At 31.1% G+C, this 26,326-nt stretch carries 24 protein-coding genes and 2 pseudogenes; 14 read left to right on the top strand and 12 right to left on the bottom strand.

What is annotated here, in order from left to right; genetic code table 11:
* Positions 1–6 precede the first annotated feature (6 nt).
* Together A6J74_RS01485 and A6J74_RS01480 are read left to right on the top strand one after the other, a co-directional pair.
* The gene (locus A6J74_RS01485; RefSeq protein ID WP_000679435.1) at positions 7–1,170 is read left to right on the top strand and encodes an FtsK/SpoIIIE domain-containing protein; all 1,164 of its coding nucleotides are present in this window, start codon (positions 7–9) and stop codon (positions 1,168–1,170) included.
* On the top strand, positions 1,154–1,807 hold the full coding sequence (locus tag A6J74_RS01480) for a replication-relaxation family protein (protein WP_002105922.1): 654 nt from the start codon (positions 1,154–1,156) through the stop codon (positions 1,805–1,807). Before A6J74_RS01485 ends, A6J74_RS01480 begins: the two co-directional genes overlap by 17 nt.
* A 28-nt stretch (positions 1,808–1,835) precedes the next feature.
* On the opposite strand, the gene A6J74_RS01475 is transcribed toward A6J74_RS01480, so the two are convergent.
* Positions 1,836–2,057: a helix-turn-helix domain-containing protein gene (locus A6J74_RS01475; protein WP_000466112.1), complete on the bottom strand. Its 222-nt coding sequence runs from the start codon at positions 2,055–2,057 to the stop codon at positions 1,836–1,838.
* A gap of 378 nt (positions 2,058–2,435) precedes the next feature.
* Between A6J74_RS01475 and A6J74_RS01470 the strand changes: the two genes are divergently transcribed.
* The 4 genes from A6J74_RS01470 (at position 2,436) to A6J74_RS01445 (ending at position 5,991) form a co-directional block, all read left to right on the top strand.
* Positions 2,436–2,894, top strand: coding sequence for an endonuclease domain-containing protein (locus A6J74_RS01470; protein WP_000147171.1), 459 nt, complete (start codon positions 2,436–2,438; stop codon positions 2,892–2,894).
* 295 nt (positions 2,895–3,189) lie between these two features.
* Positions 3,190–3,588 carry an IS200/IS605 family transposase gene (tnpA, locus tag A6J74_RS01460; RefSeq protein ID WP_000762741.1) on the top strand — a complete coding sequence of 133 codons (399 nt, stop codon included), beginning with the start codon at positions 3,190–3,192 and terminating at the stop codon, positions 3,586–3,588.
* 11 nt (positions 3,589–3,599) lie between these two features.
* Positions 3,600–4,712: an RNA-guided endonuclease TnpB family protein gene (locus tag A6J74_RS01455; protein ID WP_000160670.1), complete on the top strand. Its 1,113-nt coding sequence runs from the start codon at positions 3,600–3,602 to the stop codon at positions 4,710–4,712.
* 694 nt (positions 4,713–5,406) lie between these two features.
* Complete coding sequence (locus A6J74_RS01445) at positions 5,407–5,991, top strand: hypothetical protein (protein WP_000439929.1); 585 nt, start codon at positions 5,407–5,409, stop codon at positions 5,989–5,991.
* A 51-nt stretch (positions 5,992–6,042) separates the two neighbouring features.
* Here the strand turns inward: A6J74_RS01445 and A6J74_RS01440 are convergent, their stop codons facing one another.
* Together A6J74_RS01440 and A6J74_RS01435 are read right to left on the bottom strand one after the other, a co-directional pair.
* Positions 6,043–6,462: a hypothetical protein gene (locus A6J74_RS01440; protein WP_000533812.1), complete on the bottom strand. Its 420-nt coding sequence runs from the start codon at positions 6,460–6,462 to the stop codon at positions 6,043–6,045.
* A 27-nt stretch (positions 6,463–6,489) separates the two neighbouring features.
* Positions 6,490–7,656 carry a ParM/StbA family protein gene (locus A6J74_RS01435; protein ID WP_000705231.1) on the bottom strand — a complete coding sequence of 389 codons (1,167 nt, stop codon included), beginning with the start codon at positions 7,654–7,656 and terminating at the stop codon, positions 6,490–6,492.
* Between the two features lie 675 nt (positions 7,657–8,331).
* Between A6J74_RS01435 and A6J74_RS01430 the strand changes: the two genes are divergently transcribed.
* The gene (locus A6J74_RS01430) at positions 8,332–8,892 is read left to right on the top strand and encodes a helix-turn-helix domain-containing protein (protein WP_001020682.1); all 561 of its coding nucleotides are present in this window, start codon (positions 8,332–8,334) and stop codon (positions 8,890–8,892) included.
* A gap of 115 nt (positions 8,893–9,007) precedes the next feature.
* Here A6J74_RS01430 and A6J74_RS01425 read toward each other — a convergent pair whose 3' ends face one another.
* On the bottom strand, positions 9,008–9,370 hold the full coding sequence (locus tag A6J74_RS01425; protein WP_000676863.1) for a hypothetical protein: 363 nt from the start codon (positions 9,368–9,370) through the stop codon (positions 9,008–9,010).
* 362 nt (positions 9,371–9,732) lie between these two features.
* Between A6J74_RS01425 and A6J74_RS01420 the strand changes: the two genes are divergently transcribed.
* Positions 9,733–10,341 carry a DUF3967 domain-containing protein gene (locus A6J74_RS01420; RefSeq protein WP_000855466.1) on the top strand — a complete coding sequence of 203 codons (609 nt, stop codon included), beginning with the start codon at positions 9,733–9,735 and terminating at the stop codon, positions 10,339–10,341.
* 371 nt (positions 10,342–10,712) lie between these two features.
* Here A6J74_RS01420 and A6J74_RS01410 read toward each other — a convergent pair.
* The 5 genes and pseudogenes from A6J74_RS01410 to A6J74_RS01385 all read right to left on the bottom strand — a co-directional run.
* A pseudogene (locus A6J74_RS01410) lies at positions 10,713–10,953 on the bottom strand (tyrosine-type recombinase/integrase); the annotation flags it as partial.
* A 904-nt stretch (positions 10,954–11,857) separates the two neighbouring features.
* Positions 11,858–12,784, bottom strand: coding sequence for a tyrosine-type recombinase/integrase (locus tag A6J74_RS01400; RefSeq protein ID WP_000219630.1), 927 nt, complete (start codon positions 12,782–12,784; stop codon positions 11,858–11,860).
* 1,058 nt (positions 12,785–13,842) lie between these two features.
* Positions 13,843–14,073: pseudogene (locus A6J74_RS30280) on the bottom strand (Replicase RepFR55); the annotation flags it as partial.
* Complete coding sequence (locus A6J74_RS01390) at positions 14,054–14,656, bottom strand: DUF6037 family protein (protein WP_000778653.1); 603 nt, start codon at positions 14,654–14,656, stop codon at positions 14,054–14,056. The pseudogene A6J74_RS30280 and the gene A6J74_RS01390, both read right to left, overlap by 20 nt.
* A 69-nt stretch (positions 14,657–14,725) precedes the next feature.
* Entirely contained in the window at positions 14,726–15,046 is a 321-nt protein-coding gene (locus tag A6J74_RS01385; protein ID WP_000632269.1) for a hypothetical protein, read from the bottom strand.
* Between the two features lie 360 nt (positions 15,047–15,406).
* On the opposite strand from A6J74_RS01385, the gene A6J74_RS01380 reads away from it, so the two are divergent.
* The 4 genes from A6J74_RS01380 (at position 15,407) to A6J74_RS01360 (ending at position 20,443) form a co-directional block, all read left to right on the top strand.
* Complete coding sequence (locus tag A6J74_RS01380; RefSeq protein ID WP_000070877.1) at positions 15,407–16,291, top strand: Rpn family recombination-promoting nuclease/putative transposase; 885 nt, start codon at positions 15,407–15,409, stop codon at positions 16,289–16,291.
* Between the two features lie 72 nt (positions 16,292–16,363).
* On the top strand, positions 16,364–16,525 hold the full coding sequence (locus A6J74_RS29885) for a hypothetical protein (protein WP_154213875.1): 162 nt from the start codon (positions 16,364–16,366) through the stop codon (positions 16,523–16,525).
* Between the two features lie 1,266 nt (positions 16,526–17,791).
* Positions 17,792–19,003 (top strand): replication initiation protein, encoded by a 1,212-nt coding sequence (locus tag A6J74_RS01370; RefSeq protein ID WP_033659126.1) that lies wholly within the window; start codon positions 17,792–17,794, stop codon positions 19,001–19,003.
* A gap of 1,119 nt (positions 19,004–20,122) precedes the next feature.
* Positions 20,123–20,443: a hypothetical protein gene (locus A6J74_RS01360; protein WP_000473092.1), complete on the top strand. Its 321-nt coding sequence runs from the start codon at positions 20,123–20,125 to the stop codon at positions 20,441–20,443.
* Between the two features lie 170 nt (positions 20,444–20,613).
* On the opposite strand, the gene A6J74_RS01355 is transcribed toward A6J74_RS01360, so the two are convergent.
* Positions 20,614–20,817 carry a hypothetical protein gene (locus A6J74_RS01355; protein WP_000479688.1) on the bottom strand — a complete coding sequence of 68 codons (204 nt, stop codon included), beginning with the start codon at positions 20,815–20,817 and terminating at the stop codon, positions 20,614–20,616.
* A gap of 444 nt (positions 20,818–21,261) precedes the next feature.
* Positions 21,262–22,302 carry a hypothetical protein gene (locus A6J74_RS01350; RefSeq protein WP_080609266.1) on the bottom strand — a complete coding sequence of 347 codons (1,041 nt, stop codon included), beginning with the start codon at positions 22,300–22,302 and terminating at the stop codon, positions 21,262–21,264.
* Between the two features lie 1,299 nt (positions 22,303–23,601).
* Between A6J74_RS01350 and A6J74_RS01345 the strand changes: the two genes are divergently transcribed.
* Both A6J74_RS01345 and A6J74_RS01340 read left to right on the top strand, forming a co-directional pair.
* Complete coding sequence (locus tag A6J74_RS01345; RefSeq protein WP_000835760.1) at positions 23,602–23,994, top strand: thiol-disulfide oxidoreductase DCC family protein; 393 nt, start codon at positions 23,602–23,604, stop codon at positions 23,992–23,994.
* Positions 23,995–24,216: 222 nt separating this feature from the next.
* Entirely contained in the window at positions 24,217–25,320 is a 1,104-nt protein-coding gene (locus tag A6J74_RS01340; protein WP_000470475.1) for a serine hydrolase, read from the top strand.
* 430 nt (positions 25,321–25,750) lie between these two features.
* Here A6J74_RS01340 and lepB read toward each other — a convergent pair whose 3' ends face one another.
* Positions 25,751–26,275 (bottom strand): signal peptidase I, encoded by a 525-nt coding sequence (gene lepB, locus A6J74_RS01330; RefSeq protein WP_000668732.1) that lies wholly within the window; start codon positions 26,273–26,275, stop codon positions 25,751–25,753.
* Positions 26,276–26,326 lie beyond the last annotated feature (51 nt).

Below are 26,326 nucleotides of genomic sequence, written 5' to 3'. Positions count from 1 at the left end.
TGGAAAATGAAAGGATGGTTAAAAAAGAAGAGATACAAATACCAGTTAGAAGAGGTATTTAAGAAAGCGAAGTTATACGATGAGCACGTTACACGAGGTGGGAAGCTCCCTATTTATCCTAAGATTCATGATGTTTACGCAGGAAAAGAAAGTGTACGGTACACTTTTACACTACCCAATGGCGTTGATCCAGCTCAAATTCATAAGAAATGGTTTTGTTTTCAGCAAATACTAGGTGAAAATCTTATGATGGAAGGTAATATTAAAAAATTTGTACTCCATGTATTTCATTCTAATGCAAGTTTACAGCCTTACGATTACAGTTATAAACAATGGCAACCATTATTAAAACAATATCGTCTTCCAATCGTGGTTGGTCGGGATCAATTTGGTAATACGATTGTGTATGATATGGTTGATTCAAACACACCACATTTACTGATTGCGGGAGAAACAGGAAGCGGAAAAAGTAGTATAGTACGTGTGATTTTAGCCACATTAATCCAACAGATGTCACCAGAGCATTTACATTTGTACCTGGGAGACTTAAAAAATTCAGAGTTTCATTTTTTAAGAAGAGTGAAGCATGTGAAGTATGTTTGCATGGAAGAACATGAAATGACGAACATGTTAGCAAAATTATGGAAAGAGGTATTGCATAGAAGAAAGGTAATGGAAAAATATGAGCTAGGTCATATTGATGAATACAATCAAATAACAAAAGATAAACCCTTACCATATATTTTTATTGCCATTGATGAAGTAGCAATGCTACAGGACGAAAAGGAATGTGTCACCATAATAGAAAAAATATCAGCTGTCGGCAGATCGCTTGGTATCTTCCTCATGCTAAGTATGCAACGTCCAGATGCAAAAATACTTGATGGCAAGTTAAAGCTCAATTTGACGGTAAGAATGGGCTTTAAATGTGCGGATTTAATTAACAGTAACATTGTAGGGACGCCTGGATCAGAAAATTTAAGTCAATCGGGCCAAATGATTTTAAAATTAGATGGTTTAAAGAAGGTGCAGGCTCCTTATTTGGCATTGGACCAAGCGAAAGAAATAATAGAACCGTATCGTTTATCTAAAGAGCAAAGTATAAAGCAGGAAGAACCAGAGCATCAAGAAGACAAAATCTTTGGGGTGTTAGATGATGCTAACGAATAGAGATAAACAAATTATAGGTCATTTACAGCAATTTAGATGTATGTCGCGTGATGATATTATTGATCTCCATTTTAGAAATGTAAAGAATGCAGTAACATGTTGTAATACTGTTACAAAGCGTTTAAGCCGCGAAGGATATATCGATGTGGATACATCACAACGTCCATATGTGTATTTTCCTTATCCAAATACAATTCGTAAAGGAAGCCAAAAGATACGTCATTTTTTAGCGATTGTAGATGTATATAAGCAGTTATTACGAACCGAAAGACCGAAGATATTTCAAGTAGAACCTAAATATAAGAAAGGTTATATGGAACCCGATATATTTACCATTTGGCATAAAAGTCCATTTTTTATAGAAGTCCAGAACTCCATTTATAATAAGGCTACGATCCAAACAAAAATCAAACGTTATGAATCGTATTTTCGTAGCATGGAATGGAAAAAAGAATCCTGGCAACCGAAACATAATATGGTATTTCCCTCACTTTTAATTCTTACTGACCTCAAATATCCGATTTCTAGTTCTAATTTCCGTATTTTTCAAGCGCCCTCTATTCAGCATTTTCTTATACAAGTACAGAAACCTAAAGACATTTCGGTTCAAATAGGTTCAGTCAAAGCAAAATTATGAAAGCACAAGATACTGTTTCTTGTGCTTTTTACATGTCCCAAAAGTCATTGATTTTGGCGTGAGGATCAATTTTTCTAATAGTATTTAATATTTTTTTCATGATTTCAGGTTTGGGGATGTAATCTGTATCTCTACATGCTTTACTGATGGTTTGAACAGAAACCTTTGACTTTTTGGATAGTTCCTGTTGTTCAATTCCTTGCCGATCTAACCATCTTTTTAATTTAGTCCTATTTTTGCGGAAAAACATTTATCTCACTCTCCTGTCTTTAATTTTTTATTTACAATTATGGACAGGAAGTTAAATTCATATACAATTCAATTCAACTTAAACTTAAGTAAGATACAAGAGAACGAGATTCATAGAGTATTTGCACGAACGATTTATTGATAATTTCACTTGGAATGAGGTATACATACAATGCAAAGATTTGACTTACGCATCATACAACAAATCTTTGCAAAGCACTTTCCAAAAAAAATTAAATTCGTCTATTCTTAGAGAACATGAATAAGGACAATTTTGTTTTACTCGTATAAGGTAAGTAATTAAAAATTGGATAAATAGACAGGGTTTGGACATATTACATTTTGAGTATTAACTCAAATTTGTATTGGGCGTGAAAAGATGACCGGTTTATTCGTTGTATTGGGATGCACACTTGTATTTTTTCTTGTGGCACAAATTTTTACTCCACCATCTACTTATAATCCAAACAGTGACACACAAAGGGCAAAATGCTCTAACAAATTAGAGAAAAGAGTATATGATGCATTGCGCTTTAATGGTTATTATCCGATTGTGCAATATAAAGTACCTAGTAAACGTTTTAAGTTAGATTTTGCATTTTTTTCTGCAAAGGGTTTAAAGATAGATTTAGAAATTGATGGGCCTTTTCATCGAACACCAGAAGGAACCAAACGAGACAGAAGAAGAGATAAATACATGAAAACAAATGGTTGGAAAGTGATTCGTATTACTGATATTTCTTTAAATAATGGATTTGAAAAACAAATACTTTTGTTGATAGCAACATTAAATGAATTAGGGATAGAACCTTCTAAAGAATCAGAACTTGTTTGTTAGAAGAAAAATAAAGACGTATGATGTAGTTTTTCATCATACGTCTTTATTTTTTGAAAAGATCCTAGACCAGAATCCTTGTTTTTGCTCTTGGCTGGATGCTATAAGCTTTTGTGATTTACGCATTTCATCAAAATTTTATTTTAATTGCACATATTGCAATAATAGAATTTTATTTAACGAATTCCTCGAAAGAATTCTCCTTCCTCAAGCGCGTGAAGGGCGTAGCCAAAAGGCTTTGCTTTTTATTTTGCCTCTTATATAATCAGTCTTATAAAGTATAAAGGTTGGTATATCAATGAAATTAGACAGCAATAATCATTCAGTATTCTTGTTGTATTATCATCTTGTGTTGGTCGTAAAATTCAGAAGAAATGTGTTTGATGATGATATGTCAGATTATGCAAAAGACATGTTTGTTAGGTTATCCGAGAATTACAACATAACATTGGTAGAGTGGAATCATGATGTAGACCATGTTCATATTTTGTTCAAGGCACATCCGAATACAGAAATGACAAAATTCATCAATGCTTATAAAAGTGCAAGTTCTCGACTAATCAAGAGAGACTTTCCACAAATGAAAAAGAAACTTTGGAAAGAGATGTTTTGGTCAAGAAGTTTTTGCTTACTAACTACTGGTAGTTCGCCAATAGATGTAGTAAAGAAATATATTGAAAACCAAGGTGAAAAGTGAGGTGAAATGATATGACAAAGCATAATAAAGCATATAAATTTCGTTTGTATCCAACAGAAGAACAAGCATACCTTATGCGTAAAACCTTCGGTTGTGTACGTTTCGTGTATAACAGAATGTTAGCAGAACGGAAAGAAGCGTACGAAAAGTACAAAGATGACAAGGAACAACTAAAGAAACAAAAGCTTCCAACTCCTGCGAAATATAAAGCAGAATTCGAGTGGTTAAAAGAAGTTGATTCATTAGCTTTGGCAAATGCTCAACTAAACTTGCAAACTGCCTATAAGAATTTCTTTAGTGGTCAAAATGACTTCCCGACATTCAAAAGTAAAAAAGACAGAAAATCTTATAAAACGAATGTAGTAAACGGAAATATTATGTTGCTTAATGGTCATATCAAATTGCCAAAACTGAAAATGGTACGTATCAAACAGCATAGAGAAATACCATTAGACCATATAATCAAGTCATGTACGATTTCTATGACACCTACTGGTAAATACTATGTGTCGATTTTGACTGAATACGAAAAAGAGATTGTACAAAAAGAAGTAGAAACAGTTGTTGGATTAGACTTTGCGATGGATGGATTATACGTTAGTTCTGAGGATAAGAAAGCCAATTATTCTAAGTTCTACCGTGAAATGTTAGACCGATTAGCAAAGGCACAACGAGTATTAGCAAGACGCAATAAAGGTTCTCAGCGTTGGAATAAACAACGTATTCGTGTAGCTAAGTTACATGAGAAAGTAGCTAGCCAACGTAAGAATTTCCTTCATCATGAGTCTAAAGAATTGTCTACTAAATTTGATGTTGTAGCTATTGAAGACCTAAACATGAAAGGAATGTCGCAAGCACTTCATTTTGGAAAAAGTGTCGCTGACAATAGTTGGGGAATGTTCACTTCTTTTTTAGCTTATAAACTATACGAACAAGGAAAACAACTTGTGAAAATAGACAAATGGTTTCCTTCCACAAAAACATGTAGCAGTTGTGGAAATGTAAAAAATATGTCATTGTCTGAACGAGTATATTCTTGTATATGCGGTGTAAATCTCGATAGAGATTATAACGCAGCTATCAATATCAAAAATGAAGCAATACGTCTATTAGCGTTAGCATAAATAGCAATAAAATAACCTTTGGAACAAGGGAATTAGCTCGGCTGTCTTAGGACGAATTCGTTAGCTATCAAAAGTAACGACTAACCGAGAAGCCCCCACTTCAAACAGTCCGTTAGGACGTTAAGTGGCGGGTAGTTCACCTCGTTAGCAGATTGTAACTCTTGGAGGATTTGTTGATTCGTTTTTTCTTGCTCTTGCAGTCACTTCATAAATATCTATATCAATTAAAAAATGTTTATGATTAGGGATGAATAAAAATAAATTCTATTTCTATCTCATGAGATTGCGGATTTGCATTAATAATTGGTTCATTCAAGAGTATATCACTGCTATAGCACGAGATGAATGCTATGATATAAATGGTTATTAAGGAATCAACTAAAATAATGGGAAGACAGGAAAAGGTATTCTAAGGATTGAAAAGTAATTAATTGACTAAAATTAGGGATCCCCAGAACAAGAATCAAAATTTATATGTGCTATAGAATTGATACAGGTACGCCGAATCACTAAAGCAAAGACTAATAGCAAAGAATGCGAACCGTGATGGGGATTCCCTTGCAAATATTATGTGGAAATCTAGAGGTGAAAAATTCTTGCTTGCAAGCATAATAAAAAGTGTACAATGGGTATTAAGGATTAGTAAAATGATACTGTGGTAAGAGTGTAGCGATACTATAATGGAGGTGGTTGAATGGAGAGAAAAGATGATGTTGTAAGTGAAGTGTACTTAAAAACAATTGATGTCTCCCGTATCACCAATCTAGCAGAGAGTACAATCAGAAAATATAGCTTAGAACTCGAAAAACAAGGCTATGAGTTTAATAAAGATGGCGATACAAGACTGTATCATGCCGATGATGTGACAGTTTTTAATACTCTAAAAGAGATTAGAGAAAAAACTAAGGTTTCATTGAATCACGCTGTTAGCGTGTTGATGACACAGCAAACACGTGCGACACAGGGTGTAGCGCGTTCAGAAGTTGCTGTGACAAGGTCTCAGAGTGAAGAGGAGCAATACGCGCTACAATCTATATCAAGCGAAATTCGGAATTTCTTAGAAGATATAAAGACTGAATTTATAGGTTTTCGAAAAGAACTTGAAATCGAACGTCAAAGCAATGATGTATTTAAACAAGAGCTTGAAGCAGAGCGTGAAAAAAATCAGAAATTAGAAAAGAAACTTGATCTTATTATGACGGAATTAGAAAAAATCAACGCTAAAGCTGATATTTCTAACCAAGAACCCAAAAGGAAGAAATTATTTGGGATATTTTAAGTTTAGACAAAACAAAAAGAGTTGCTCATATGAGAGCAACTCTTTTTGTTTTTAGAAATCTGGGTCTTCTAAATCGTCTTCATCTAATGATCCTGTAATGTTGGTATTAGTTAGTAATTGTCCCATTTGACCTACGTCTTTTAATAAATCGTCTGCCAGAGAATTATGGGTATTCTCTTCGTTTTGCATAAGGACAGAAGATACAGGAGCCACCTGGAGATCTGAAATTGTTTGTGTAATTTGTTTTATGGCGTTCATCATTTGTTCTTGATTTTTTGAGACTTTTAGAAGTTCTTTTTTTGCATCAAAGGGCTCTTTCTGTGTTAAGTCTTGTTCAACTAATTGAATAATATAAGTTGCAAGCTTTTTGGAGCGGGCTTTTTGCTCAAGGTGATTATAAACTTCTTCGCTCATGTGATCTGTTCGAAGTCCAAAGACTGTTTGTTTCTCGGTCTTTTTAGTACGCCCCATAATGCGGCTCCTCCTTTCTGACTATACTTATTTCTCTATTTTTTGCAGCATTTCGCCGCGACTTTTTACTTCAAGACCATATAGATTTAATTTGCGTGAATCTGGTAAGAAAATATGATTTGCTTGAGCGATTTCAGCTCCATACATTTCTTCTATGACTTCATGGATGCTAGCCTCTAGTATTGGGGCAACACCACCGAAATAAACATATTTATAAACTTTATCAGCTGGTGCAGGCATTACATCTTGGATTTTTAAAATTAGAAACTTAGCAAACTCTTTTAAAGAAGAGCGAACTTTGTCTGTTAAATCTACACGCTGGCCAGTGTTTCCATCAACTAATTCCATTTTCGGCTTTTGGAAATTGTTTACTATAAATGTTTCAAATGAACGTAAATCAGAGAATTTTTCTAGGAACTTTTCTTTTCTTAATTTTTCAATATGAGATAGATAGGATAATTTGTCTATCGGTTGCATAGAATCACGGTTCTTAGGTGATTTTAAACCGGCTGGTGATAATACTAAATCAATTGTTCCACCGCCAATATCAACAAGTACGGTATCATTGTTATCAAATTGGCTTGCTTCTTCACGATCTTCTAATTCAAAATTCTTTTTAATTGCTAAACGTGCAATTTCGCCTTCGATACGACAAGTCGCTTTTTCTACAGTTATTTTTAAAGTTTTTTCCATTCCTGGAGTATGTATTGTAACTTCATGCTCTCCAGCAAATCTTTCTGCCATGGCATTTTGAGCTTCACTAAATTTGGCTGTTCGTTTAAGTAACCATATAGGTAACATTGTTTGGAAATATTCAATTTCAATTGTATTGTCATCCGATTCGCGCTGTTCATTAATAGCATGATAGAAAGAAACAGCTGATAAAAACATCACATAAGGGATAGGGCTTGTAATCTTGTCATGAAGTTTATTGACATGGTTGTTAGCTAATGCATGTTTTGCAGCTTCGTCTCCAACTAAGAAGAATCTTTCTGTGTCTTCTCCTGGAATTGTTGTTGAAATAAGTAGGCGAGATAATAATTCTTTAGGATTGGTAATGGTTGCTACAAAATGAGAGTCAGCTTCATCTTTGCTGATTTCTACAACGTTTGTAGGAGTTTCAATATAGAAACCATCAATTAAGTTCATATCAAGTGAGTTTCCAGAATCCTTATTCATCATAGTAATTTTCATTAATTATTCACTCCTTTAGTTATATTGTTAACAATATAACATTTTTTCATATCTATTGGAAGGTATTTTTCAATATTAGTTAACAAAAAGAAATCGTTATTAACCTTATATTTTTAAGGGTTTATCATGATTTATTTTTGTTATATTGTATTTATGTTAACTATAAAAAAGATTGTTAACTTTATTTTTAATTTATATGTATTCTTCACAAGATATATGTTTGTACCTTTGGGTTTTATTCGATAGAAGATTTCCTCTTATGAATTTCAGTGGAGGAATTGAATGTTTTTTGATTTCTAATTAATTTAACTATTGGGGAATATAGCACAGTTCAGTCTACAAGTATCTCCTTGCTATTAATATGTTATTTTTTATATGGTTCTCGCCAGCGTCTTGGAAAAAATACAATGGGCTGCCTATATGGACAGCTCATTTACATAATTCTCGTTGTAGGAATTAAAAGCAAACTTTTCCCATCCAAAAGAGGTTTATTCTTTAAACAGTTGCTTAATTTTGATCAGCAATTGTATTAGTTGATCCAGCACTTATACCTAAAAATAAAGGGGAAATAGCATGATAAAACATTTTTACACCTTAGAATCACGTTATTATAAAGAAATTTGGTAGTCTTTAATTAGCCTTTAACTTAACCTCAAACTTAAGGGAGATGTATAGATGAACATTGGTAGACAAATACAATATTTTCGTAAACGGGATAATATGTCCCAAGAGAAGTTAGCAGAAAAAATTCATGTTTCCAGACAATCTATTTCTAACTGGGAAAATGAAAGGAACTATCCAGATATTCATAATTTACTAATGATGAGTATTCTCTTTAACGTTTCCCTGGATGATTTAGTTAAAGGAGATGTAAAGATCATGAAAGAAGAACTTCAAAAATCAACTTTCTTTAAGTGGGGTTACATCATGTTAGCATTAATGGTTATAATTCCTATTTCTACAGCACCTATATTTTACTTTTTGGGTTATTATGGCCTTATAATACCTGTGGGACTTACGATTTTGCTTATGTTTTCATCACAGCAAGTTGAAAACATAAAAAAAGAGCATAATTTAAAAACTTATCGTCAAATAGTTGATTTTATAGAGGGAAAACCTGTAAGTGAAGTAAAGCCTAATATAAAAGACAAATTATTAAAAATAGGTTTGATGCTTGCAAGTGCTTTAATTAGTTATAGTTTGATTTATTTAGGATTGAGTGTATTTGGAAGATAACTTAGAAAACTATTAAAAGTCCTCCGGATTGTTTAACTGGAGGACTTTTGTGTTTACATAATTTTCGTTATTGGAAGTCCTGTCTTTGTTTTACCTAAAGTACTGACTGTTGGAATTATGATCTCTTTTCTCGATAAGCTGAAGAATGTTCATCAGAAATGCGATAATTTTCTTTTCCTGTTATAGCTGATACTTCCACTAATTTATGACCTAACGAATCCCATACTGCAACTGTATTTAAAGAAACCCATTGGATATTTCCCCGTGCGATTCGAAAAGAATAATAATCATTGTCTGTTGTGACTAAGATTTCTCTATAAATAATTCTTTTGTTCTTACGATTTTGAATAACTAAGACCAAGTCTAGTTTTTCTTCTCTAGGCATTTGTATAATGCGGGCTATAAATATTTTATTGGAGTTCATCATTGTTTTGTAAACTTTTTCTGTTTCTATTTTCAGTTCTGGTTTGCCTTTCATAAATTCCCTCCATACTTACTATTTCATAATGATAATTCCCTTTTCAACAAACTTGTCCCTTTATTTGAACAAAGAATCCTGTATATCCTATACATGTAAGGTTAACATAACGTCTCATTATCGGTAGCAAATAATTTGATAGAATCCTTGTTTTCATGAGGTTTTCTGTCTTTCTGTCTATTTATCTTTTATACAATATTTTATACATCGTTGATATAGCGAGGATTCTAGGGATCCCCGCTATTCTGTTTTTGTATAAAATCTTGTATATAGAAAAAAGAATTTGAAACAAGTGATACGTGAATTATTAGGAAAAAGGGTATATCATTGCTATAGCGAATATATTTTTGAGGTGAGACGCTATGAAGACGTTATATAGTCCTGGCGAAGTGGCAGAGCAATTAGGTATCCAATCTAGTACATTACGTAAGTATGCTGATGTACTAGAAAAAGAGGGTTATACTTTCATAAAGAATGAACGTGGGCATAGGAAGTATAGAGAAAGTGATGTAATGGTGTTTCGTAAGGTTATCAACCTAAAGAACGACACAGATATGACATTAGAAAACGCCACAAAACAAATAGTATCATGGCATCAAGGCGTTGAGATATTGCCATTAGAGCGACACGAAATTGAGCGCTATGAAGAACCGGATTTCAACGCTACAACGCTACAGACGATGCTTCAAGATCAAAACGAGGTTATTGAAAAACAAAATGAATTACTACAAGAATTAAGCAAACGTTTAATTGAACAAGACCAGCGATTTGCACAAAGAGAATCAGAATTATTGAGCGCTATACAAACGATACATGAATCTCAGGTACTTATAGCGACAAATTCTAGTGAGGATGTGGCGAAGAACCAAGGGCGTGATGAAATGCTTATGCAAACAATAAGAGAAGTCCAGGAAGTTAAGAAGATGATTGCTGCAAGTAAAGATAAGAAATGGTATGAGTTTTGGAAATAATCTTTTACAAAAGTAAAGCTTAGAGTCATATGAGAACTCTAAGCTTTTTTGGATACTAACGATAAGTGGGATTATGTTAACTGACAGGGTATAGAATATATAATTGGGTGATAATACATAGTAAAATAAATACAGAAGCTAAAATAGACAAAATGCTATCATTACGATTCTTTTTCCAATAATTTATGGATGTAGATATTGTTAGAGTAAAAATAATAAGTGAGAATATCAGACAATGAATTAGTGAAATGGTAACTATAAGCCAAAAAATAATGGGGGTTATGAAAAATAAAATTAAAGTAAAAAGTATCTTTTTTCTTTTCTTGTTCATATATGTATACTCCTTAATAAATTATAAACATATTTGTTAATTAAAATTGAAATGTATCAAGAACATTATCTTTTTTTTCTTTATTGATTCCAATATACTTGAGTGTAACTTGTGGTGTGCTGTGATTCAATATTTCTTGCAACATGGCTTACATCTTTTGTTTGTTTATAGAACCAATAGCCGAAGGTTTTCCGCATGGTGTGAGTCCTGATGGACTCTATATCGGAAAAATCTCTGGCTTTTTGCAATTGTCGATAAGCCTGGATCTTACTAATGGGTTGTACATCAATAAGATGTGGCTTTTTATTCATGGATTTATGACCTCTTTATTTAAAGTGTTTTGAATGTATACTTTTGTTATATAAATTGAGGATATCAGGGGAGTTGTTTGGAATTCAATGTTTAAGGGGATTTGAAAGTAAACTAATATTCAAAAGTTTGCATTCGTTTTTTTAATGTAAATATCTAAAAGTTTTAACAGTTTGATAATATGATAGTTAAACAAATTAATGAAGAACAATGAATTAATATACTATTTTATAAAGATAGATTATCGAAATTTCTGCGTAATATTAAAGTAATTTCTAAAAAAACATTTATACTAAGCCATAAAAAAATAATTATAAAAAGAAAATCAATAATTATTATTAAATAGTTTTTTGACTCTCTTTTTATTTCTGTATTTAGTGCTGAAATAAAATTCATTTTCAATAAAATTAAGACTGAAAAAAATAATAAATTGAATAAAAAAATATCCATTATGAGACCCCTTTGTATGTTTTGGTAATAAGTATCATTTATTACCAAATATACAAAATTTTTCGTTAAGGGGTAAGTCCAGATAGATAAAAAAGTAAACTTTTATTTAAAAGTTTACTTTCGAATTGATTATAAAATGAAATAAAAATGGTATTTTCTTTTACACACAAAAATTCTAGTAGTAAAACAGCATTGTGGGAATTAAACAAAAGGTTGTTAAAACCATTAAAGTGTTAGTTAACAAAGCTGATGGTAGAGCGAGAATTAAATAATTTAAAAAAACTTTGCTACATATGTAGCAAAGTTTTTTTCTAAGCGTACGAAATTTGCGTTATGTTGATGGGCATGTATATTGACCCAAAATAGCATAACAAAAGCCCTGGTGCAATCAAAACCAGAGCTTTTGTTGCTTACATGAAACTTTTTCTATTGCTGGTTGTTCCAAAATTGAACGTATCTATGTAGGGCCTCAACGCTTTTTAATCCCAACAATGCTTTGATTTCAATGGGTTTCATGCCCTTCTGTAGCGCATTTAATATGAAACGGTTCCGTAGCATGGTAGGCGTGACATGAATTTCAGCGCGTTTTGCTTCTTTCTGTAGCATGCGTTGTACAGCGATTCGAGTCAAAGCGGCGGGTTGATCTTTTTCATAGTCCCAGCGGAACGTTTGCGGGGCGAAATCAAACGCCACAAAGAAGGGGTCGCCCGTTTGTTGGCGCGGCCTAACCAGATTAGGAATCTTGTTGTAATAAGATAAGGCAAGTTTTACATACTCTTTTGAAAGGGTAATAGATCGTTTGTGGGCGTGTAGCCCTCCTGGGGTAATCGTATTTGTCCCAAAGTGTACATCATGCATAGAAAGCGTGAGTATGTCCTGGATGGATAGTCCGTAATCTAACATGAAATGAATCAATAAAAGGTTACGTTCTAGAATAAACTTTCTTCCTGACGCCTGGTAGTCGGTTAATCCGTTATAACTACGCATAACGCGGAATAGCTTTTTAATTTCTTTATCCGATGCAAAGTGCTTAGAAGTTAGTCCAGGAGGGGAGACATCACTTTTTAAATCCTGGGCCGCACCATGAAATTGTAAAAAGTTAATCAGAATGCCTCGTACACGCTTGACATTAGAAATCGACGCTCCACGTTCCTTTTTAAGAGCTTTTAAGTATCTTTCTAATACATTTGTATCAAAAGAATGAAAAAACGATTCTGGAGGCAATTTGACGTATTTCTGAATCCATGATGTGAAAAGTGTGAGATCGTAGCGGTATTGTTTAACGGTGGAAGATTTACGGCCATGTTTTAACAGATCAGCAAGGAAAACATCAACAGAAAGATCCCAAGTCATGTTTATATACTCCTTTGTCCTAAAAATTGTGTACCGCAATTATATACGAAAACCCTAAAAACAAGCAATAGGGGATTCTAGGTCGAGGTGTTTTCTTTGGGGCTTGGTGGGAGTCCAGGGCCAGGACATTGCGTGGCCCTGCGGAGACATGTGGGCATGGCTAGACAGGGCGTGGAGTTGTGATATAGGTGGATATATAGATGTGTAGGAATGAGTGGAAGGCGAATGATGGGCCGATGTTGAAGGAGGACGATATGCGAGGAATGGGAATGGCCGCCGCCCCGCCTACGTAGTTTTATGAAAATCTGCCTAGCAACGGAATCTGATTCATAGCTGAATCAAGATACCCTTACCAGGAGAGCTTCAAGGTAAATCTAAGTTTCTAAACATTCCGCGGAACCTAGTTCTACCAATGAGTTTAAGATAAGAATAAGTTCAGAATAACATAAGTATGTTGTCGCAACTAATTCTGTAGATTTATCTCATATTATTCTGAATTAATTCTGAGGCTATTCTCTTTACTGAAATGCTCATAATGGACAGGAATGATCGTTTGTTTTTAAAGTGCTGTACTATATATTTATGGTAAAAATCACGAATATTAGTATGTATACTGTCTACAGATATTCGGTGTTCCGTAAATTTGTATATTAAATGATAGGAAGAGTTCTATTTTGCTATTTAGTTTGATCTGGGGGGTTATGTTTAAAAATCTAGAAAAATATAGTTCCCAATATGGGATACTTTTTATAATAAATCTTGTTTTAAAAAAAATTAAAATGATTAAATACATTAGGATTTATTTTTGCTCAATAAGCCTTACTCTCACAAGGGATTAGAAAATTCTTCTTATTTAATTACTGATTTAAGAGCAGGTTCAATTCAATTATAAATTCATAGTGGATTTGTTGTGAAAAATACTCTTAATAGATTAAATATAATAGATTGATATTATATTTAATCTATTAAAATAAATAATGGCATGACAAAAAGCCTTGTTAGGGGTGAATTTTTTGAACAAGGCTATAAAACAATTATTTTTTTGTGGAAAATGAGATTTAGGCGTTTGGATCAATCATTTTTTTGAATAAATCCATTGATGGTATTAGACTCTTCATTGGTTTTCCAAATGCCATATTTGTTGTGCGTTCTTTTTCTTGTTGCTCTCTACGCTTTCTGTTTGTAGTTAACTGTTTTGTATATGTTGTTATGAAATGTGCAGGTGTACTTACTTGCGATTTGTTTACTTCAAACAGCTGTACACAGTCCTCAAAAGTTTTTCTTGCTTCCTAATCTTCCTTTTCGGGGTGATGTATAAGCGACTTCTTTAGCTGAATCATCGGTCCAACGGCTACTGATATTATAGGTTTTGCACATTATGTAGGCCTTTTCATCCAATAATTGTCTAGTTTTATGAAGGTTTTCATCACTTAATTTTTCGCCACGGATATCATTGTCTTTCCAACCGAAAAAATAGATTTTTTCAGCCTCTTCTACGTCTTTTCTAAAATATATAACATCCCTTGGTTTTGGGGTGTTACCTGGATTGGTGGTTGTGGGTATACGTTTGTTGATTTCTTCAAAAAAAGCCCTTGAGCTAAATGGATTTGTAGAATTTGGTGATAACCCTAAGGCTTCGTATACATCTTTGTAATGTTTGTCAATATAAGCTTTGATTGTGAAACCTTTGTTTACTGGAATTTCAAAGAATACATTTTTAGCATGGATTCCAATAGCAAGTTTATGAGGTTTCGAATCAATAAAATAAATGATACTAAAGATAGCCTTATTTATTGTGATTTTGAATTTTGTACGCGTCATTTTTTGCGCGCGCATGCTTTGATATAATGGTTCAAGACCTGTTAATTTCAATGTTGATCGTCCTCCTGTCTACGTTTAAATGATAAAACATCACAGCTTTCTCCTGGTAATATAATAATTTTATATGTAGCGATTAATTGGTTTGCAGAAGTTGTCACGATGTTTTTCGCAATAATCAAAAGCTCTTTCATATAAATCTTCAAAGTCTTTGATATTACGTCTTTTAAAATGCAATGCATATCTTTCTTTTAAATAATTATATACTTCTTCTATTTCACTTGTAGCGTAGTAATTTGCCCCTCGAACTTTCCTTGCGCTAAAACAATCACGTTTTAAAACGTCTAGAGCTTTATCATTGGAAATTTCTTCACATTTTAAGAATGAAAGAAAGGCACGAATTTCATTTGTTGTTAAAACTTCTGGTACAGAATTTGTAATCATGAAATTAAGACCCCCTATTTTGTTAAGTTGTACATGTAATATTTTAACATTGATTAGAGTTGTGCCTAAAGAATAAATTCTCAATTATATGAAAACAAGGATACTAAAAAGATAAGTGAATGGAATAAATCACAAGGGGTGTGTTCATAACTTAAAAGTTTTGGTGCATTTTTAATTTAATAATTCATTAAACGAGTTTTACAAAAGATACAAAATGTTAAATTCATAAGAATCAGTGATATATTATAAATATCTTGGTAAATTCTTATGTCTGTGGTGATAAGGACTTATTTGCATGGTTACCACTCTATTTTGTACAATAAAAGAAAAACATCGTATGAGGTGGGGAGAGGAAAACCCATGTCTAACCAACAGTTAGTGAATTTACGCATTGATTTTGCTTTTAAACAATTATTTGGCACAAGTGGAAATGAAGATATTCTCATTGCTTTTTTAAATGCGATGTTACAAGATTCTTTAGAATCACCCATTGTTTCGTTACAACTAGAAGATCCACACTTGCACCGAGAACATGAAGAGGATAAATTATCGATTTTAGATATTTCCGCTACATTAGATACAGGAACAAAGGTAAATGTAGAAATACAACTGAATAATAATCATGACATGATTAAGAGAAGTTTATATTATTGGGGAAGGCTATATACATCCCAACTACAAAAGGGAATGCCATATAGTTCTCTTCACAAAACAATTACAATTAATTTGTTAAATTTCGTCATGTTTCCAGAATATGAAGCGTTCCATACAACAGGAATCCTATGGAATCAACAACAGCAAAAGAAGTTAAGTGATGATATTGAAGTTCATATTGTGGAGATTCCAAAACTCATGCAACAGTGGCGGAATGAACAAGTAAATCCCTGGGAAGATTCGTTTGTTCGCTGGTTATTACTACTTCCAGCGAATGAAGATGAACATTTAACCCAAACATTGGAGGATATTGCGATGAACCAAGACCCGATTTTACAAAAAGCCATGAATAAATGGGAATGTATGAGTCAAGATTCTTCTTTCCGACAAGCGTATGAAGCAAGGGAAAAAGCTCTTATGGATGAGGCTGCAAAGTTTGCTTATGCAGAACAAAAAGGGATTGAAAAGGGCATTGAACAAGGGAAGATACAGCTTATTCGTGGTATGCACAAAAATGGAATGCCAATAAAAGATATTGCGAAATTTACGAATTTATCTATAGAAGAAATACAAGAAATCCTTGAATTATAAATGATTAAATGGGAACGTATGAGTCAAGATTCTTCTTTCCGACAAGCGTATGAAGCAAGGGAGAAAGCGTTGATGGATGAAGCCGCAAAGTTTGCTTATGCAGAACAAAAAGGGATTGAAAAAGGGAAAATGCAACTTATTCGTGGTATGCATAAAAACGGAATGCCAATAGAAGATATTGCAAAGTTTACAAATTTACGTATAGAAGAAATACGAAATATTTTACAAGCCTAAATGATTAAAAACAACACCTAAAATATTGTAGGTGTTATTATTTAGTGGCCACCGCCAATTTGATGGTAGCAGCTATCTAAAGGAGAGCACATGTTGGTAGCATGTTGCTCTCTTTTTGTGTTTATATTACAACACTTACAAGAGGATTCGCAATTTCACATGCGTTTTTTAATCAAATGGATTTGAAAAATGTCATTATCCGTAATACCAAGCACCTTCATTTCCTCTTTAAAAGAGCGCCAGGGTTCAACTCTAATTGATTTTGTACTTTTATCTCTTTATGTGTATTTTCTTATATAATATGATTTTTGTTATGTTCTTTCATTGTGGTACCTCCATTATGATAATAAGAAGGAGAGGAAAGCACTTACTTAAAGTGCTTTCCTCTTTTGAAGTGTACCTATGTGACCTACAGATTGCTCTTCAATAATAATTATATATCCATTCAATGATATTTGGCTTCAAATCTTGATCTTTAGTTGGAATTACTTTGTTGCTAATCTTAATTAGCATAATGTTTCTAAGGGTATAGCATAAAAGGATTTTGATGAGGGACAACAACTCGCAAGCTTGTTGCATGATTTATAACTATGTAAAAAGAGATAAACGTAACAAATTTGGTTTTATAAACACATCATAGTTTGAAATTCCATATGGAGTTTTTATAAAAAGATAATATATTTTAATACATTCAACATAATTTTATATGTTTTGTATGTTTATATAATAATTGTTTTATATGTTTTATATGTTTATATGTTTTAGGAAGCTGAAACATATTGATATATAAGGGGTTATAATACTTATCTATAACAAAAATGGTTTTAAAGATAACAAATTTGGTTTCATCTATAACAAAAATGGTTTTAAAGATAACAAATTTGGTTATCTATCTATAACAAAAATGGTTTTAAAGATAACAAATTTGGTTTCATCTATAACAAAAATGGTTTTAAAGATAACAAATTTGGTTATCTATCTATAACAAAAATGGTTTCAAAGATAACAAATTTGGTTTCATCTATAACAAAAACGGTTCTAAAGATAACAAATTTGGTACATGATATACATTTTTATAAATTTAAAAAGATAAAGTTTCATTATCTAAGTACTCCACATAACATAATTATGTTATGTAGAGTACTTAGATATCTTACAGTGGGAAATCGATTATAAGGGTTTGAAAAAAATTAACTATAACAAAGTGATTTTGTTTGTTATAGTTAATTTAGTAATAGGGGTAGGAAAGGAATGACGTATGTAGATATGTCTATAAATCAAGATTTACAAATTAAAGAGAATAATATTGTCTCCAAATCAAATACATTGATTGAAGCTAATTCACGTTTGAATTTAGTTGAACAAAAAATGTTACTTTGTTTGGCTAGTAATATTGAACCCAACGACCGGGACTTTAAAACATACACATTCCCAATTAAACAATTTCATGATTTACTTGGTTTGAATGGATCTACTAAATATACAGAGTTAAGTAAAATTACAAAGGAACTATTATCTAAAGTAATTGAAATCCGAGCTGGGGAAGAATTAATACAAGTATCTTGGCTTTCTTCAGCAATTTACAATAGAAATAAAGGGACAATTGACATGCGTTTTGATCCTTTATTAAAGCCATTCTTATTAGAACTAAGTAGCAAATTTACAAGCTATAGATTGGCTAATGTTGTTAAATTAAAAAGTACATATGCTATACGTATTTATGAGCTACTTAAGCAATATGAAGATTTAAAAGAACGTACAATTAGTTTAGAAAATTTAAGGTATTATTTAGATGCAATGGATGTATACCCTAACTATGCAAATTTCAAGCAACGTGTATTGAAGCCCTCTCAAAAAGAATTAAATCAAAAAACAGATATTTCTTTTGAATTTGAGGAAATTAAAATAGGTAGGAAAGTACAAAAAATTAGATTCATCATTCGTGCTCAGAAAAAGAAAGATTCTGATTTAGTTCATTTTGAAAAAAAATTAGATAAGTTTCAACAGCCAAATACATTTGAACAAAAAATCAAAAGATTTGAAGAACGTTGTAAAGAAAAAGTATTTCCTAAAGTGCTTGAGAAATGGGCAGAGCATAAAGAAATTGTATTAGAGATAATTGAGGATATACGTTTTCGTTCAGATATTGATTCGCCAATCGGTTATGTAGAATTTATTCTAAATTCTCGATTAAAAGAACTTTCTGATAAAAAAATATTAAACGAAAGTAGTCAAAATGAAGAGGAGTCTAATAATAAGTTACTAGAAATTGATACTATTATAGATTCAGTTATTACTAAATATTCAACAGCTACAGGGGCTATAGCTACATTTTTAGTTAAAGATACAGCAATTGAGGAGTTAGTGAGAGTAGCTACATTAGAGGAAGCTGAAGCTATTTGGAAAGAACAAGAAGAGTTTATTATGGATAAAATTTATGGACTTATTAAAAGAAATAGAAGTAAGAAAAGATACTAGTGTTACATAAAAAAATTTTCATTCCGAAAGAGTTTTTTAATATTGAAATTCTCTAACACTCAATGTATTATATTTTTGTATTTTCTCACTTTGTGAAGCCGAGAAAACATCATCACTTCTGAAAGAACCCGATCTCCAGTGGGTTCTTTTTTCTTTGAATTCATTATATTTTGGGGGCTTATTTCTTGAGGAAGTATTATATCACTATTAAGCTTAGAGTATAAAAATGTTAAATGTTTGTATGTTTTTTTGATTTCTACGACTAAGTGAAATATAGGTATTGGTTATTATTTCATTTTTTAAAAAGTTGAAGGTTTTGTAACTTTCGCTATTCTTTTAATGGAACTAGACTTGTAATTAAAGCTGGCCTTGTGTGGTCTCATATTCTTTTAGTATCTTATAAAAATTGCTTATCTTAAGTTCTAATAGGGGTCACCATATATGCCCATCAACTTAAGAATTTTATAACGCTCCCAAAACAAAAAATTGTACATTTTCACCTAAATATGTCAATTTTCTCATTTTGGGTATTTGCTTTTCTTAGCTTGATAGGAATGGAGTATCTTGTTTTTGTTAACTTAACGGCGATGTCTCCATACCCTAAAAAAGGAGGATTTTGTATATTCAAGTGGAAATATACTATAACAGCTAGTGCTCAATTTGTATTAGTGTTACAAAACGAACTCACTCTTTAGATTGTTTATAATTGAAAAAATAACTGTATTTTAACGTATTCCCCGAAAGAATTCTCCTTCCTCAAGCGTGTGAAGGGCGTAGCCCAACGATAGGTGGGAGATGAATTTCGGTTTAGCATAGCCAAAAACTTTTGATAAACTTGCTATATGAAGTTCTTTGATAACTTGATATAGAAGGTTGCAGGAAGAAAATAGAGTGCGAAAACCAAGCCATTCGGTTCCTGCGTAAAATATCAACCGTACCAAAAGAGCATCCATGCGTTGGACATCTAGGGGTGGAACACCCCGAAGTAACGCTCAGGGAGACGAAAGGTTACTTTCGTCGTGGAACTGAGAAGCTCCCACTTCAAGCTTTGCTAAGTGGCGAGTAGTTCACGGTTATTAATTCTCATCAGGATGAAAACTAATAAAAAGGGATGATTATATGTTTAAAAAATTTGTTGTAAGTGTATTAACATTAGGATTTCTTGTTATGGGAGGAATCTCTGCACAAGCGGAGGGATTGAATGTTCCTAGCAATAATGGGATATGTAAAGACGTTACACAAAATGTAGAAGCAAACGAATATGTGAAAAGCTGTTTTAAAACATTTCCAAATCCTTTCCTCGGTCCAATAATAAGCATCCCTAATACTTTTACATATGATGATGGTGTTTATCATGGGACACTCAATCTTGTTTCTCAGGAACGTTCCAAGTTTTCGATTGTAGCTTATTATGAAGGAACTTTAAAAAAATACAAATAAATATAAAATCTGAATTTGTTTAACAATAAATTAAATGTGTTTATTGAAAAATACAAAAAGGCACTCTGTTGCAAGGTCTCTTATAAAAAAGTTTGATTTGAATTACATGTTTTAACTCTGCTATTTGCTCCTCTTATTAATAAAGCATAAAAAAAGGAGAGTAATGACATTTATCTGTCACTACTCTTCTTTTTTTTGTAGAAATGATCTGAATTAGAGGTAATAACCCATCCAATAACTATTAATGTTACAGAAAATACCTTAAGACATGTCTTATATATATAATCTAAATCTTTAAGATAAACAAAGGATATTACCCCTATAACAGCACCAATTATCCCAATAATCAAACCTTTATATTTTTGTAAAAACATTCAGTTACTCCTTTCATATAAACAAAATACTATATATATGATACCAATTTGTGGAATGAAGTTAAAGACTCAAAATGTTGTATATTCTATTTATAGGTTCTATTTTTTATGCAAATAAAAATTTAACTTTACATTATTAACTAATTGTACCGCTACTCACTCTACTTTCTCTAACTAGATCTTGTTGACTTAAATTGTGTCTATCTATGAATTTGTTAAATTTATTTCTTAGTTTGTCGATAGCAAACCAATCCATTATATTCGCTTTAATTAATTTAATTTTATTACTACTAGGTCGTCTTAAAGTCCATATAAATAAAATGTAAAATTAGAAAAACTTATAATGTTTTTATGGAATCTAGTATTCCTAGTAATAGCTACAAGTTGCTATTACCCTACTTTAATGAACGAATATTTCTATAAACTATATTTTGTTGAACCTTTTTAATTTTTCCGTTTATATTTTTGGAGTTCTTCAAAGAGTTTTTGACGTTCCGCCTCAATGACTTTTGCTGAATTCTGTTTACTAGGTTGCTCTGTTTCTTCTGCATGTAGCCATTCTGGAACAAGTTCTCGTCTTTTGGTTCTCTGATTATTAGATTTTGGTACTAAGTCTAATAATTGTTTCTCACGTTCCCTCCGAAGTTCAAGATCTGTAATCTTATTTTCTATGGAGGTAATTAAGTAATTTTCATAATTTGGTACATTGCCTTTTTTATAGTTATTAACACATTTCTTTAAGATAGAATCAAAGGATCTCTTTTGTATTTTATCTTTAAAAAGATCTCGAACTTTATTGGTAATTATTGAAATTTGTTTATCTGATAAACAAATTTTATCTGCAGTAGGGGCATGTTTAGTATGATTAATTTTTGAATTTTGAATGCTATTTTTACTTGAAAATAAAAAATTCGATATATCTTCATCATCAATATTTGTTTTTCTTTCTTTTGTATATTTTTCTTTTGTATATTTTTCTTTTGTATATGTACCATTAGTACTGTACTGAGAGTGCTGTACTAATGGTACATCACTAATTTTCTTTGGAGAAATCAACTGATGTACCATTAGTACAGCAGTTGATTTCTCCGTAATAACAAGGGTTCCGCCACTCATTAGGTTTAAAGATTTTACGGATGCACCCGAATTTATTAGTTCTGAGCAAGTCTCAAGAATGAATTCGGAAAGTTCCTCAGATACGAATGGAATATCCGAAACATTATAAAAAGATTTCTTTTTTCCATCTATGTAGCAATTAAAACCAATTATATAGTTTTTATTTGCAAGTTCTTTCCAAGCTGCATCTATATTTTTCCTACTAAACTTTTTATAGAGTTGCGTTTTATAAATTACCCAATCGCTAGGTAAGCTCATAAGATGGGAAAGAAGACCAATTGCTCGTAAATCAACTAAATCATTTTGTAAGGGGTTATTATGTATTTGAGCATATTGATTTGTATGACGTCGTTTAATTATATTACTCACGATATTATTGCTCCTTTTAGAGACAAAAAGAAAAAGACCGGTTTCTTTTTTTAGTTATAGGAAATCAAGCCTATTGAAAAACCGTTTTAAAAATGTACACTATATTTAATAAAGCAATAAAACATGCTTTACAAGCATCTTTTTTAGTAATTGGAAGTTGTTCTGTACTAGGAAAACAACTTTTTTCTTTTTGTCAATTTTCTGATTATTTCGATATATAGATAGCTAAATGAAAAATATAAAGATTAGATGTTAGCCCTATTATTTATGTGAAATTAATTGATTAATAATTATAAAAAATGAAATCGCTTTCTTTATTATCTTACCGTGTTATTAATGTTATGGGCTGAATATACAAATCTGCATATTCAGCCCATAACATTAAATTTACCGGCGAGACTTTAGTAGTTTCTTGACTATGTGTTTGATGAAAGAAATCCATACATAGTTTTTTAGTGATTTGATAAGGAAATATAATTAGTCCCATTCATATAATTTCCCGTACCATATTAAGAGTAATTCGAAATATATAATGGCTAGGAATTTTATTATACAAAACCCAAAGCCACATATTAATCACTTCCATATCTTAATTACAGATTATTTGAGCAGAAAAGAAGAGAAGAGAACATTCATTAAATTATATAGAGATAGGCTTGTTAAAAAATAAATTAAAAATATCCCTTTTTTCATGCTATTTGAAAATGAAATATTATATCATACTATCTATTAAATATGTATTTCCAAGCGGCTTTAATTACAGTTCTTTATTACATAATATCCCTCAATTGTATAAAAGTATTGTACCATATTGAAATTAATATAAATAACATATTTTATAATTAATGTAAAAAAATAAAAAAGTTGTGTTTTTTGCTAAATATATGATTTGGTCATAACATGTTTATATTTTGAATTTTTCTCTCTTTGTTCTAAATACCTTTTAGTAAGTTCATAAACTTTATCCACACGTTCTAAAATTTTTTCACCATGAGTAATTTCACTTTTTTGTATATTTATGTTAAATTGTTATTACCATCACAAATGTCTTGGATAATTTAACTTTCAAGGCTCAGCCCATTGTACTAGTAGTATAATGGGCTTTTCCACAATATATGTTACAACTATATTGGTGTACATATATGTCAGTCGATATTTAGAAATTTCATAGAGTATCTCTTAGTATTAAAATATATTTTTTTAAGTCTGCGAGTTTGTTTATTCTTAATATTTAAATTATGATAATGCATATTGGTAATAATTATATAAGATACTATTAATTACCGAAAGGAGAAAATTATGAAAAGTATTATACTATTTGATGGTGATTGCAATTTCTGTAATCAGAGTGTTCAGTTCATTATTAACAGAGATCCTAAAGGATATTTTCAATTCGCATCGCTTCAAAGTGAATTGGGTAAAAAATTGTTAAAAAAGTATGAAATAGATGAAACAATAGATAGCATAGTATTAATAGACAAAAATAATAGTTATATTAAATCAGATGCTATACTAAACATTTGTAAAAATTTAAAAGGTATATGGAAATTTCTTATTATCTTTCTATTAATTCCAAAGCCGATTCGGAACCTTTGTTACGAAAAATTCGCAAAAAATAGATACAGGTGGTTTGGTAAGCAAGAACATTGTATGTTACCATCACCAGAAATAAGAAAAAGATTCCTGGATTAATTTCAGGATTGTCTTCAGATTAACACTGTATTGTTATGGATTATATTGAAATAAATACGCTATTCTTTCTTGCGAATTAAAGAAAGGAATGGTGGTTTTTATTTCTTTTTTTTGAAGTAGGTATTTATTTAATTGGATAGATTCCTCCTAGTAATCGATTAAATCTGGTATTTATATCAATTCAAAAAATATAAGTCAAAATTAAATAAGGAGAAATTTATAATGTTTATTAATGTTTTGTTAGGGATTGTAGTTATTTGTATAGTGGTTTTGGTTATTGTGTTTATGCAAGCGAGGAAGGATATGAATAAAACGGATCCACAATATATTTTGTCGTATATTAAAGAAAACGCACAGAAGAATACATGTGCATTAATTATAAAAAAAAATGATGAAATTCTATGTTCTATTAATGAAGATAAGAGGTTACCGTTAGCAAGTATGGTTAAATTAATAATTGCTATTGAATTTGCTAAACAAAGTGCTAACGGGATCATTAATGAAAACGAATATATTTCTTTAAGCGAATTAAAGAAATATTATATCAAAAACACAGATGGTGGCGCACATCCAAAATGGGAACAGGATATGATACAAAATAATCAGATTAAAAATGATTGTGTAACTTTACAGAATATAGCAAGGGGAATGTTACAATATAGTTCGAATGCGAATACAGAATATTTAATAAATATACTTGGGATTGAAAATATTAATCAAAATATAAAGGAATTAGGTCTTAAACATCATGAAGAAGTATATCCATTTGTGTCAGCTTTATATATTCCAGGATTCTTGCAGGAGAAATTTAATTTAAGTAAGAAGGAATTAGTAAAACATCTAAATAATCTCTCTCAAGAAGAATATAAGAAGTATGCGTTTAAAATAAATGAATTAATGAAAAATGAACATCAGCTGCCGAATTTGAATATGTTTTCACTAGACTTGCAAAAGAATTGGTCAAATCGTTTGACATCAGCAGCAGCTTCTGATTATATCTCTTTGCTAGAAAAAATTAATTCCAAAAATTATTATGATGAATTAGTGCATCAAAAATTGGACAAAATTCTAGAGACTGTAATAGAAAATGAACATAATAAAAAATGGTTTTTACATGCAGGACAAAAGGGTGGTTCTACTGCATTTGTTTTAACTAATGGCTTATATGCAACAAATAAAAAAGGCGATTCATTTGAAATTGTATTTATGGCAAACGAGTTAAATAGAATTGATGCTTTCAAGTTACGTAAGAGTCTAAATGAATTTAATTTAAAAACATTAAAAAATGAAGAATTTAGGGGAAAGATAAAGATGGAATTGGCATGATAAAAGAGAAAATTGCATTCTATGTGCTATAGCCGTATAGAATAGAAAGCACCTGAATTCTCTTGTCCAAGAATTTAAAAATAATGAACCCATATTTTAAAATGACAATAAAGTTTCTATAGTGTTTAAAGAAGAGAATGGACTATATGCTATATGTAAACGATTATAATAGATAATATGTTCATGAGTTTTGATCAATCTTTTTTATAAAAACTAAATGCAGATTTCTAACAAAAGACTCCATTTGGATTAATCTTTTTTCAAAATGGAGTCTTCTTATTTACCATATAATATGTGTTTGTGGAGCTTTTTTGATTAAACTTTATTTCAAATCAACAATTGATGGATATTTTTGCAAAGGAAACTGTCATGATAATACCTGTATCGAATTGCTTTTCTTCAATCATTATATTTAATATTATTTTGATACTCATATCTTAGTAACAGGCCAAATAATATATTCTGCTTTTCCTAAAATTTTCGCTTCAGGTACAAAGCCAAAAGACCTACTATCTTTAGAGTTTTTTCTATTATCCCCTAAAACAAAGAAATGCCCTGATGGAACAACTTGTTTTCCAGTTAGATTTTTTAAATTGAAATCAGAAGTTATTAGATCTTGGTCATCCTTCTTTTGGGAGAAATCCAAATATTTTTCTTGATAAGACTTTCCATTTACATATAAAATATCATTCTTATATTCAATACTATCTCCCGGTAAACCAATAATTCTTTTAATCAGTTGATTTTTATCATTATCTACAATTACTACTACATCAAATCGAGAAGCTTCTTTAAAAATATACCCAGCTTTGTTTATAAAAATTTTATCTTTATTATGTAAAGTTGGCATCATAGATTTGCCGTCTATTGAAGTAAAAGTAAAGATAGCATCATTACAAATAAAAGCTATCAGAAGTGTAATAAATACATACTTAAAACGCTTTATAAACTTCATAAAAAACCCTTCTTTGTTGTGTCATTTTATACATATTTTTCCTGAAAAATA

The sequence above is a fragment of the Bacillus sp. FDAARGOS_235 genome, from assembly GCF_002073415.2.
In the GTDB taxonomy this organism is placed as follows: Bacteria; Bacillota; Bacilli; order Bacillales; family Bacillaceae_G; genus Bacillus_A; species Bacillus_A toyonensis.
The sequence above is the reverse complement of the archived record's forward strand: the minus strand, read 5'-3'. Positions and strand labels throughout refer to the sequence as shown.

Excerpts from the sequence above, each read along its gene's own strand:
- A6J74_RS01485 (WP_000679435.1), top strand. The coding sequence starts at position 7 with ATGAAAGGATGGTTAAAAAAGAAGAGATACAAATACCAGTTAGAAGAG.
- A6J74_RS01480 (WP_002105922.1), top strand. The coding sequence starts at position 1,154 with ATGATGCTAACGAATAGAGATAAACAAATTATAGGTCATTTACAGCAA.
- A6J74_RS01475 (WP_000466112.1), bottom strand. The coding sequence starts at position 2,057 with ATGTTTTTCCGCAAAAATAGGACTAAATTAAAAAGATGGTTAGATCGG.
- A6J74_RS01470 (WP_000147171.1), top strand. The coding sequence starts at position 2,436 with ATGACCGGTTTATTCGTTGTATTGGGATGCACACTTGTATTTTTTCTT.
- tnpA (WP_000762741.1), top strand. The coding sequence starts at position 3,190 with ATGAAATTAGACAGCAATAATCATTCAGTATTCTTGTTGTATTATCAT.
- A6J74_RS01455 (WP_000160670.1), top strand. The coding sequence starts at position 3,600 with ATGACAAAGCATAATAAAGCATATAAATTTCGTTTGTATCCAACAGAA.
- A6J74_RS01445 (WP_000439929.1), top strand. The coding sequence starts at position 5,407 with ATGGAGAGAAAAGATGATGTTGTAAGTGAAGTGTACTTAAAAACAATT.
- A6J74_RS01440 (WP_000533812.1), bottom strand. The coding sequence starts at position 6,462 with ATGGGGCGTACTAAAAAGACCGAGAAACAAACAGTCTTTGGACTTCGA.
- A6J74_RS01435 (WP_000705231.1), bottom strand. The coding sequence starts at position 7,656 with ATGAAAATTACTATGATGAATAAGGATTCTGGAAACTCACTTGATATG.
- A6J74_RS01430 (WP_001020682.1), top strand. The coding sequence starts at position 8,332 with ATGAACATTGGTAGACAAATACAATATTTTCGTAAACGGGATAATATG.
- A6J74_RS01425 (WP_000676863.1), bottom strand. The coding sequence starts at position 9,370 with ATGAAAGGCAAACCAGAACTGAAAATAGAAACAGAAAAAGTTTACAAA.
- A6J74_RS01420 (WP_000855466.1), top strand. The coding sequence starts at position 9,733 with ATGAAGACGTTATATAGTCCTGGCGAAGTGGCAGAGCAATTAGGTATC.
- A6J74_RS01400 (WP_000219630.1), bottom strand. The coding sequence starts at position 12,784 with ATGACTTGGGATCTTTCTGTTGATGTTTTCCTTGCTGATCTGTTAAAA.
- A6J74_RS01385 (WP_000632269.1), bottom strand. The coding sequence starts at position 15,046 with ATGATTACAAATTCTGTACCAGAAGTTTTAACAACAAATGAAATTCGT.
- A6J74_RS01380 (WP_000070877.1), top strand. The coding sequence starts at position 15,407 with ATGTCTAACCAACAGTTAGTGAATTTACGCATTGATTTTGCTTTTAAA.
- A6J74_RS29885 (WP_154213875.1), top strand. The coding sequence starts at position 16,364 with ATGGATGAAGCCGCAAAGTTTGCTTATGCAGAACAAAAAGGGATTGAA.
- A6J74_RS01370 (WP_033659126.1), top strand. The coding sequence starts at position 17,792 with ATGTCTATAAATCAAGATTTACAAATTAAAGAGAATAATATTGTCTCC.
- A6J74_RS01360 (WP_000473092.1), top strand. The coding sequence starts at position 20,123 with ATGTTTAAAAAATTTGTTGTAAGTGTATTAACATTAGGATTTCTTGTT.
- A6J74_RS01355 (WP_000479688.1), bottom strand. The coding sequence starts at position 20,817 with ATGTTTTTACAAAAATATAAAGGTTTGATTATTGGGATAATTGGTGCT.
- A6J74_RS01345 (WP_000835760.1), top strand. The coding sequence starts at position 23,602 with ATGAAAAGTATTATACTATTTGATGGTGATTGCAATTTCTGTAATCAG.
- A6J74_RS01340 (WP_000470475.1), top strand. The coding sequence starts at position 24,217 with ATGTTTATTAATGTTTTGTTAGGGATTGTAGTTATTTGTATAGTGGTT.
- lepB (WP_000668732.1), bottom strand. The coding sequence starts at position 26,275 with ATGAAGTTTATAAAGCGTTTTAAGTATGTATTTATTACACTTCTGATA.